Origin of the sequence: Bradyrhizobium sp., from assembly GCF_035273305.1 — a bacterium.
Classification (GTDB): domain Bacteria; phylum Pseudomonadota; class Alphaproteobacteria; order Rhizobiales; family Xanthobacteraceae; genus Bradyrhizobium.
On sequence record NZ_DATEPI010000115.1, the window covers coordinates 1 to 10,000 of the forward strand.

Consider the following 10,000-nt stretch of genomic DNA (forward strand, 5'->3'; position numbering starts at 1 on the left):
AGGCTCTTGAGGCCGGCGACCTTGATGACGGCGCCGTCAGGGCAAAGATTTCCCTTGAGAACTGCGACGCCTCCATCCGGCATGATAGGCGCGCTTGTGGGAAAGATGACGTCGCCATCAGGCGCGTTCGCGTTGGCATACTCTTCCGCGATCGTCCGGCCCGAAATGGTCAGACAGTCGCCGTCGATATGACCGCTTTCCACCAGCGCACGGATCACGACCGCGGCGCCGCCGATATCATAGACGTCTTTGGCGGTATATTTCCCGCCAGGGCGGAGATTGCCGATCAGAGGCGTGCGCGCAAATACCTCGCCGACATCATCGATGGAAAAGGATATTCCGGCTTCATTGGCGAGCGCTGGGAGATGCAGGGCGGCATTGGCCGATCCACCGGTCGCGGCGACAATCGCGGCGCCGTTCTCCAGCGCCTTGCGCGTGACGATCTCTCGCGGCAACGGTCCGCCCCTCTTCAGCATCGCCATAACCAGTCGCCCGGCGGAACGCGCGACCTGCGCCCGCTCGGGGTAGACGCCGGGAATCATCGAGACGTTGGGCATAGTCAAGCCCATCGCCTCGGACACCATTGCCATGGTGTTGGCGGTGAACTGCCCGGCGCAAGCGCCGATCGTCGGCAAGCACGTCCGCTCGATGCCTTCGAGCGTCGCCCTGTCGATTTCCCCGGTCATGACCGCGCCAACGGCCTCGTAGGAATCGAGCACGGTCAGCGTTCTGCCCCCGAACCGGCCGGGAAGCGCACTTCCCCCATAGATGAAGATCGAGGGCACGTTGCAGCGGATCATTGCCATCATCACGCCAGGTAGCGTCTTGTCGCAACCCCCGAAGCCAATCAAGGCGTCGTAGGCCAGACCATGGACCACAGCTTCAATTGAATCGGCAATCAGCTCGCGCGACAGCAGCGAGAATTTCATCCCTTCGTGGTTCATGCTGATGCCGTCGGACACCGAAATCGTGGCGAATTCCCGCGGCGTGCCGCCGGCCTCCGCGATTCCGGCCTTCGCGGCATCGACCTGAAAATCGTGTGTCATGTTGCACGGCGTCTGCTCGCCTTTCATGCTGACGACGCCGATCATCGGCTTGGCGAGTGCATCATCGTCGAGTCCCATCGCGCGCATGAAGGCGCGATGGGGCGCACGATCCAGCCCATCGGTGGTCACGCGTGATCGCCATTTTTTCATGCGCGCGACCTCATGCGTCCGCCCGCAGTGCTTCAGATGTCAGGTCGTTTGCGGACAAGGTGCTACTGCAGCGGCGCGACGATGGTCGGATGCTTGAACTGCGCGACATCCATCTTTGGCAGCATCCCGGTCTCTGCATAGATATCCAGCATCTTCTGAATTGCCGGGAAATTCGGCGCGGCGCCGGGGTCCCTGCCGAAATCATTATCCTTGAGCAGATACGTGTCCAGAACCGGGATCGGCGCTTTCAACACTTCGGAGACGACCTTGAGCGTCTCCTCCCGATTTGCCAGTGCTTTCTTCATGCCCGACGTGATGTCGCGAACATAGGCCTTCACGAGATCAGGGTTCTTGTCGACGAATTCCGCGCGGCATGCCTCAAGGATATGAACGATGTTCGGCATTTCCTCGGATAACGAAAACAACTTGCGTGTGCCGCCCTTGGCTTCGGCGCGTGCCGCGAACGGCTGGTTCATGTTCACCGCATCGACACGGCCCTGGCGCAGCGCGTCTTCGGAGACGGCAAACCCGACCTCGACCAGCTTGATGTCTTTGGCCGGATCGACGCCGTTCTTCTTCAGCAGCATCGCGAACGGGCCATACGTGCCGCCGCCGATCACGGAAATGCCGACGGTCTTCCCTTTGAGATCTGAAATCTTCTTGATCGGGGAGTCATCCATGACCGCCCAGTACACTGAGAAGCCACCCGGCTTTTCGTACACATGCTGGGCCACGATGTAGGCCTTCAGGTTTCCGCCGACGACGCCGTTCGCCAGCGAGAGCGGCGCCTGCGTCGCGCAATCGAGCGCACCCGCCGCGAGAGCCTGCGTCATCGGCGCAGTACCCTGGAATTGCGTCCATTCGACCTTGTAGGTTTTACCGAGATCGGGAAATTCCGCGGGCCTGCGCATCATCCAGTATTTCGATTCCTCGGCTGGAATGGTCCAGCCGACCCGGATCGTCTGCTGCGCCTTCGATGGAGCTACGCTTGCCAGGATGGCGCTCAAAGCCCCGGCCGCCAGCATCCATTTTGAACATTTCAGCGTCATCCCCGCTCCACTTCTCCGATGCCGGCCAGCGTCAGCGCAACCAGGTTGAGCCAAGCCTTTCATGGTTCAAATGATGAGGCAAGCCATCGCGACATCCCCCGCACCGCCCGCCGCACCGGCAATTGTGCTAAGGCCAAGTTGCCGGATCAGCTCTCACCGGCAGGGATCAACGGAGATATTGAAATGGCCGCCGCGCGCGCAGAAACAGCGGAAAAGCTTGGCTATGTCGGGCTGGGAATGATGGGGTCGCCGATGGCGCGGCGCCTGTTAGATGCTGGTCACGACGTCACGATCTGGAACCGGTCGCCGGAGAAGGCCACCGCTTTGGTGGAAGCCAGCGGCAAGCTCGTGTCTCATCCGAGCGATGTGGCGGATGCGGCGAGCATCATCTTCATGTGCGTCACCGATGCCAGCGCAGTCGAAGAAGTGGTGTTCGGTCGCGACGGCATGGCGAAGGCGAAAGGCGCTGGAAAGCTCGTCGTCGATTTTTCCTCGATTCATCCGGACGCAGCGCGGGCGATCGCAGCACGGCTGAAAATGACCAATGGCATGGGCTGGATCGATGCTCCCGTATCCGGCGGCACCATGGGCGCGGAAGAGGGCACCCTCGCCGTGATGGCCGGCGGCGAGGCGGCCGAGATCGAGCGCGTGCGGCCCTATGTACTGAGGATGGCGCGACGGCTGACCCATATGGGACCGATTGGGGCGGGCCAGACCGCGAAGCTCTGCAACCAGGTGATTGTGGGCTGCGCGATGGCGGTGCTTGCCGAGGCGACGCGTCTTGCCGTCAACGCCGGGATCGATGCCGGCCGGCTGCCCGAGGCGCTCGCGGGCGGCTTTGCGGATTCGATTCCTTTGCAGTTGTTCGTGCCCCGAATGGTACAGGGCATTCATTCCCCGCCGCTCGGCCACATCGCCACGATGCTGAAGGACCTGGATACGGTGATCGATGTGGCCAGCCACACATCCAGTCCGGTGCCGATGGCAAGCCTTGCCGCGCAACTATTCAGACTAGCGAAAGCAGCCCGCGGCGCAGATGCCGATGCGCTTGAAATTTACAAGCTGTCGGCGAGCCAGCCCGGTTAGCGAGTCCTGGCAGATCATACGGTCCATGCGTGGATCGCTCACACGCAGCCCTGCAGCATGACACGGGTTATACCGAGCAGTAGCGTTCCTTGATCTCGTTATCGGCGAGCAGCTCGTTCGCGGTGGCCTGATAAACCACGGCACCTTGGTCCAACACGTAAGCGCGGTCGGCGATGTCGAGCGCCAGTTCGACGTTCTGCTCGACCAGGAGAACCGTCGTTCCCTCCTTCTTCATGGCCCGAAACAGCGCAAACATTTCGTCAACCAGCACCGGCATGATGCCTTCAGAAGGCTCATCAAGCATGATGAGGTCCGGATTGGCGATCATGGCACGAGCGATCGCCAGCATCTGCTGCTCACCGCCGGACATCGTCAGCGCTTCCTGGTCGAGACGTTCGGCCAATCGCGGGAAGACGCGGGCGATTTTCTCAATCAGCTCGGCCTCGCGTTTCTTCTCCGGCGACGCCACAAGCCCGAGCCTCAAATTCTCGCGAACCGAAAGCCCCTGCACGATCCGCCGTTCCTCGGGCACATAGGCCAATCCCAGCGCAAAGCGTATGTGAGCAGGCTCGGTCAGCAGCTCCTTTCCCTTGAAGATTGCCGATCCGCGCGTCCTGTCCATCAGGCCCATGATGGATTTGAGCGTCGTGGTTTTGCCCGCGCCATTGCGTCCGATCAGGCAAACGATTTCGCCCTTGGCCACCTCGAGCGAGATATCCTGCAGCACATGGCTCGATCCGTACCAGGCGTTCAGATTATTGACCCGCAGCATGCGATCAGTGCTCCCGCTGGCCAAGATAGACGCGTTTTACCGCTTCATTCCTGCGAACCTCCCCAGGTGTACCCTCCGCGAGCAGCTCACCATGGTGCAACACCAGGATACGATCGCTGATCCCAAGCACCAGCTTCATTTTGTGCTCGACCAAGATGACCGTGCGTTCACTGGCGAGTTTCACGATCAGGTCCATCATGGTCCGGGTTTCTTCGGGACTCATTCCGGCCGTTGGCTCGTCAAGCAACAACAGGCGCGGTCGGCTCGCCAGCGCCATCCCGATTTCCAGCGCGCGTTGCTCGCCATGCGCCAGCGTCTTTGCCGCGCGCTCCCGCGACTCCCACAAGCCAACCAGCGATAGCAATTCGTCAGCGCCCTCGGCCAGTTCGCCTAGTCTCGCGCGCGGACGCCACATGTTATAGCGCGACACCAGCGCCTGCAGCCCGATACGGATGTTCTCGCGGGTCGAAAGCTGGGGGAAGACATTGGTGATCTGAAACGATTTTGCGATTCCCATGTGGGCAAAGCGGTGCTGCGGAATCCCGGTCACATCCCGGCCTTCGAATTCAACGCTGCCACTGGTTGGCCGCAACGCCCCAGACAGCAGATTAAAATAGGTGCTCTTGCCCGCCCCGTTCGGGCCGATGATCGATGTGATAGCGCCTTTGGTAAATTCGGCTGAGATGTTGTTCAGTGCGACGAACTTGCCGAAGGTCTTGCCGACGCCTCTGGTGCGCAGAATGGGAGTCGTTGACGATGACGATGCGCCGGTGGTCATCGCCTGCCCCGCGAAATAAGAGTCCCCCAGATCCCCGCCGGGAAGAACAGCACGCAAATCATAAAGACCGCACCGACAATCAATTGCCAATGCACGGTCCAGAGCGAGACGAGATTTTCGAGCAGCAGGAACGCTGCGGCGCCGATCATTGGCCCGAAAAACGTCCCCATGCCGCCAAGCAGTGCAATCATCACGACAATGCCCGAAGTGTCGTAATGCATGATTTCGATCGGCACGATCGACAGATGCAGTGCCTGCAGAGCGCCGGCCAAACCGCAAAATCCACCCGACAAAACGAAGGTGATCAGACGCGTGGCGGTGACATCGTAACCAGAGGCCTTGGCGCGGGTCTCGTTTTCGCGGACCGCTTCAATAACGGCTCCGAACGGCGAAGCCAGTATGCGCGAGAGAACAAAAAACGCGGCGATCACAAAAGCCGCGATCACGTAATAGCGCGTCAATGGGTCGATGAAGTCCAGCCTCAGCCCCAGGACGTTGATCACACGAACATTGATGCCGCGGAGCCCGTTTTCGCCGCCGGTCCAGTCGACGGCTTGATAGAACAGGTAATAGACGCATTGCGAGAGCGCCATCGTCACCATCGCGAAGTAGATTCCGCGGGTTCGGATCGCGAGTACGCCGATCATTCCCGCCATCAGTAGCCCGCCCAGAATGCCGATCACGATTGCGGCGTACCAAGGCAGCGCGAAATGCACGATCGCAATGCCGCAAAGATAAGCGCCCGTGCCGAACAGCGCGGCATGTCCGAAGGACAGCAAGCCCAGATAGCCATAGACCAGATTGAAGCCGAGCGCGTACAAGCCATAAATCAAAATGTTCACCGCAAGCGCCGTGAACGGCATGACCAGCGGAAACACCAGCACCACAAGGCTTGCGATGCTTCCGCGATGCCTCGTCGCAAAGTGAAACCAGCTTACCGGCGCTGCTTTCGCCAGCTTGTATGGCTGGGTCATCTCATTCATGAGCTGGTGTTACCCTTCAACTCATCAATCCGGCGCGGCCGAAGAAACCCTGGGGGCGAACGATCAGAACAATCGCCATCAGCGCAAAAATCGATACCTTTCCCATCTCCGGCGCAAACAGCGAGGTCATGCTGACCACGACGCCCACCAGCAGTCCGGCGAGCACGGCGCCCCCGATCGATCCCATGCCGCCGACCACCGTCACCACAAACGCCTCGGCAAGAATGGTGCTGCCCATCTCCGGACTCACGCCCTGAAGGGGTGCCGCCAATAGCCCCGCGAACCCTGCAATCGCAGTTCCGATACCGAATACGATCAGCCAGACTCGAGCGACGTTTACCCCTAGCACGCGAACAATCTGCGGATCGCGCGCGCCGGCACGAATGATCAGTCCGAAACTGGTCTTTTCCAAAAACAGCCAAAGGGCCAGCAGCACTGCCGCGGTCGCCCCAATAACGAATAGCCGATACAGTGGAAAATACCCGACGCCGATGTTGACCGCGCCTTGCAGAACTTCCGGAGTATCGAACGGAAATCCGGTCTTGCCGAACGCAATGCGAACCAGCTCGACCATCACGTAGCTCAAGCCGAACGTCAGCAGCAATGGATAGTCAATACCCCTGCCGTAGAGCGGCCGTATCAGGATACGTTCCACCACCAGGCCAAACAACCCGACCGCCAATGGCACGATGACCAGGCAGATCCAGAAATCTCCGCCGAGCATGAGCATGTAGACGCCGACATACGCGCCAACCATATAGAAGGCGCCATGGGCGAAATTGACGACCGTCAGCATGCCGAAAATCAGCGAAAGCCCGATCGCAAACAGAACATAGATGGCGCCGAGAGCCAGCCCGGCGAACAGTTGCAACGCAATCAGGTTGACGCTCAGACCGGCCATACGCTTTCCTCCAGAGAGTGTGCCCGAAGGGGGCACACCCTCGCGCGCGTCGTCAGGCTTTATGCCCGAGCTCGGCACAGGTGCGCAGATTAGCCTCGTTGGGCTCATCCGTGCTGATCACCTCGAATACATCGGATTCGTTGCGCAGGTTTTTCGATTTCGACTTGATGACCAGCACCGACTGCACCGATTGGTGATCGCATTTGCGATAATATTGCGGACCCTTGTAGAAATCGTATTTCAGTGCTTCCAGCGCGGCCACCACCTTGTCGGTTTCAACGCTGCCGGCATTCTTGACCGCCGTCAGCACCGTTCGCACGCCGCCATAGCCGAGCGCGCCGTAATCGGTCGGCAGTTTGCCGTCGTACATTTTCTTGAAGGCTTCGTTAAAGGCCTTTGTGGATGCAAATTTATCCTCGATGCCCCAATAGAATGAACACCCGCCGATCACGCCCTCGAACGCCTGCGGCCCGGCGGCGACCCGGCTCGCATGCGAGAGCAGAGGTGCGATGATTTGCGTCGTCTGTTTGATCCCGAAATCGGTCGCCTGCTTCAGCACGATCTGCTGGTCACGGCCGAAGTTGCTGATGCAGAGAATATCCGGTTTCAGCGCCTGGATTCGGGGCAGCAGCGTCGAGAAATCGGATGTGCCGAGCGGGTGGCGGATGTCGCCGAGATTTTGGATATTGAATGCCTTGCCGACCTCGAGGAAGCCGCGGACCATCTCGTGACCGTAGGCATAATCCGCGGTGAGGAACGCGACTTTCTTGCCAAACTTCGAAAACGCGTATCGTCCGACCGCGCCGGAGGTCAGATGCGGGTTTAAGGCTTCGTGGAAGGTGAAACGGCTGAAATCGGCGGCCTCGTTGATGGCATCCGACTGGCTGATCGAATTGAAGATGATTCCGCGTTCTTTGGTAACGTTGTTGATCGCAAGCTGCACCGCGGCAGAAAGACTGCCGACAACGAAATTCACCTTCTCCTTTTCGACCAGTTCCAAGGTCCGGGTCGCGGCTTCACCGGGATTGAGCTTGTCGTCTCGAACCAGAAGCTCCGCCTTGCGGCCGTTGAGCCCGCCCGCGTCGTTGAACTGCGCGATGGCAAGCTGCGCAGCCCGCACCTGGTCCTGCGCTTCGGTGCCATACGGCCCGGTCAGGGGAACCGGAAAACCGATTTTGATATTTGCTTCCTGCGCCTGTAGCAAATTGATGCGAAATGGCGAGGCGGCGAACGCCGCTCCGGCGCTGGCCGTCGCCAGCAAGCGACGGCGGGTCATCGATGCGGACGTGATCTTTTTCATTTTGGTCGTTCTCCCTGAATTTTATGTTCGCTTCGTCGGCCTCGTGCTCGTTCAAATTTTCCCCAAGGCGGTCAGGATAACCTGCGGCGTCAGCGGAATCTCGGTGATAATAGCGCCGAACGGTTTCAGCGCATCATTGACTGCATTGGCCACCGCCGCGGCGGCGCCCGCTGTTCCGGCCTCTCCCGCGCCCTTTGCGCCCAATTCCGTTTCGGCGGTCGGGGATACCACGTGAGCGACATCGATGTCAGGCATTTCGCCGGACATTGGCACCAGATAATCGGCCATGTTGGCGTTGGTCAGTTGGCCGCGCTCGTCATAGATGCACTTTTCGAACAGCGCCGCGCCAAGGCCCTGGACCACTCCGCCCCGAATTTGCTCGTCGACCAGCTGCGGATTTACAATCGTCCCGCAATCCTCGACTACCCAATGCCGGAGCAGCTTCACAAAGCCGGTGTCGGTATCGACTTCTAGCCAGGAGGCCTGGACACCATTGGTAAAGGCAAACGGGTATTCGCGGGGCACGAAATGACGCGTCGCCATCAATTCCGGCTGGATTCCAGGCGGCAACGTGTCAGGGCGGAAATAGACGATTCTGGCCAGTTCGCGGAGCTCGATGCGCGATGAGCCATCACTTGCATTGACAACCGCATCATTGGCGATGTCCAGATCGTCGGGCGAAGACTGAAGGATCGCAGCCGCGACGTCGAGGATGTTCTTGCGAAGCACCTTCGCAGCCTGAAGAGCGGCCTCGCCGCCGATCCCTGCTCCTCTCGAAGCCCAGGTGCCACCGCCGTAAGGCGTGTTGTCGGTATCCCCGAGAATGATGCGGACGCGTTCCATCGAGACACCGAGCACGCTGCCGACGATCTGCGCCGTGAGGGATTCTGATCCTTGTCCCTGCTCGGTGATACTGGTCTGGCAAATCACCGACCCTTGAGCGTCCAGCCGCACCGCGACACCGTCCTGCGACGAGATGCGCGCGCCGCCGACACCATAGAAAGCCGCACTAGGATTGGTAACTTCGATGAAGCTGGCAATTCCGATGCCGCGATGAACGTTCTTCTTGCGCAACGCCTCCTGTTCGGCGCGGAGCTCTTCGTAATTCATCGTGGTCACGAGCTTGTTCATCGCGGCATGATGCGACAATAGCTCAAATCGAAGACCTGACGGCGATACGCAGGGATAGGCATGGTCGGGAATGAGATTGCGCCGACGGATCTCCACCGGGTCCATGCCGATTTTCGCCGCCGCCAAATCCACCAGGCCCTCTGTGATCGAACAAGCGATGGGGTGACCGACCGCGCGGTACTGGCACATGACGTTCTTGTTCTGAAACACCACGCGAGCATGGGCGCGATAGTTCTTGGTTAGATAGGGACCACCAACCAGATTGACGATTTGGTTAGCTTCGATGGCGCTGGTCCTCGGATACATCGAATATGGGCCGATCCCCGTGAGATCGTCGATCTCGAACGCCACGATGCTGCCATCCCGCTTAACACCCACCCTGCCCTTGCACTGGTGGTCGCGGGCATGAATATCGGTGTTAAAGCTTTCAACGCGATCGGCAACGAACTTGATGGGGCGGCGGAGCAGCTTGGACAGCGCATAGGTCGCCATTTCGTCGGCGTAAATGTGAACCTTGATGCCGAACGAGCCGCCGACGTCCTTGCAAACCACGCGAACCTGCGAATCCTCAAGCCCGAGATGGAGCGCCGCGATGTTCTGCACCATGTGCGGCGCCTGCGTGCCCTGATAGATCGTGAGCCTTTTTTCGCCCTCGTTCCAGTCGGCGACCACCGAACGGGGCTCCAGCGTCACTCCGGTGTGGCGGCCAAAGATGAAATCCGCTTCCACCACCTCATCGGCGTCGGCGAACGCGGCGTCAACCGTCCCAACGTCGAGGTGGCGCTCGAAGGCCAGATTGTCGCC

General features: G+C 59.9%; 9 protein-coding genes. 1 reads left to right on the forward strand and 8 read right to left on the reverse strand.

Translation table 11 applies throughout. The annotated features are described in order from the left end of the window. Together VJV58_RS07745 and VJV58_RS07750 are read right to left on the reverse strand one after the other, a co-directional pair. On the reverse strand, window positions 1–1,196 hold a 1,196-nt coding region (locus VJV58_RS07745), incomplete at its 3' end, for a dihydroxy-acid dehydratase (RefSeq protein WP_324136753.1). Between the two features lie 62 nt (window positions 1,197–1,258). Next, window positions 1,259–2,245 carry an ABC transporter substrate-binding protein gene (locus VJV58_RS07750; protein WP_324136754.1) on the reverse strand — a complete coding sequence of 329 codons (987 nt, stop codon included), beginning with the start codon at window positions 2,243–2,245 and terminating at the stop codon, window positions 1,259–1,261. A 183-nt stretch (window positions 2,246–2,428) separates the two neighbouring features. Between VJV58_RS07750 and VJV58_RS07755 the strand changes: the two genes are divergently transcribed. Continuing rightward, window positions 2,429–3,331, forward strand: coding sequence for an NAD(P)-dependent oxidoreductase (locus VJV58_RS07755; RefSeq protein ID WP_324136755.1), 903 nt, complete (start codon window positions 2,429–2,431; stop codon window positions 3,329–3,331). Between the two features lie 67 nt (window positions 3,332–3,398). Here VJV58_RS07755 and VJV58_RS07760 read toward each other — a convergent pair whose 3' ends face one another. From VJV58_RS07760 to VJV58_RS07785, 6 genes are all read right to left on the reverse strand, one after another. Beyond that, a complete protein-coding gene (locus VJV58_RS07760) occupies window positions 3,399–4,103 on the reverse strand; it encodes an ABC transporter ATP-binding protein (RefSeq protein WP_324136756.1) in 705 nt (234 codons plus the stop codon). 4 nt (window positions 4,104–4,107) lie between these two features. Further along, a complete protein-coding gene (locus VJV58_RS07765) occupies window positions 4,108–4,881 on the reverse strand; it encodes an ABC transporter ATP-binding protein (protein WP_324136757.1) in 774 nt (257 codons plus the stop codon). Beyond that, window positions 4,878–5,864: a branched-chain amino acid ABC transporter permease gene (locus VJV58_RS07770; RefSeq protein WP_414641443.1), complete on the reverse strand. Its 987-nt coding sequence runs from the start codon at window positions 5,862–5,864 to the stop codon at window positions 4,878–4,880. Before VJV58_RS07770 ends, VJV58_RS07765 begins: the two co-directional genes overlap by 4 nt. A 16-nt stretch (window positions 5,865–5,880) precedes the next feature. Next, window positions 5,881–6,765, reverse strand: coding sequence for a branched-chain amino acid ABC transporter permease (locus tag VJV58_RS07775; protein ID WP_324136759.1), 885 nt, complete (start codon window positions 6,763–6,765; stop codon window positions 5,881–5,883). A gap of 52 nt (window positions 6,766–6,817) precedes the next feature. Continuing rightward, window positions 6,818–8,065, reverse strand: a complete 1,248-nt coding sequence (locus VJV58_RS07780) for an ABC transporter substrate-binding protein (protein ID WP_324136760.1) — start codon at window positions 8,063–8,065, stop codon at window positions 6,818–6,820. A 51-nt stretch (window positions 8,066–8,116) separates the two neighbouring features. Then, on the reverse strand, window positions 8,117–10,000 hold a 1,884-nt coding region (locus VJV58_RS07785), incomplete at its 5' end, for a xanthine dehydrogenase family protein molybdopterin-binding subunit (RefSeq protein WP_324136761.1).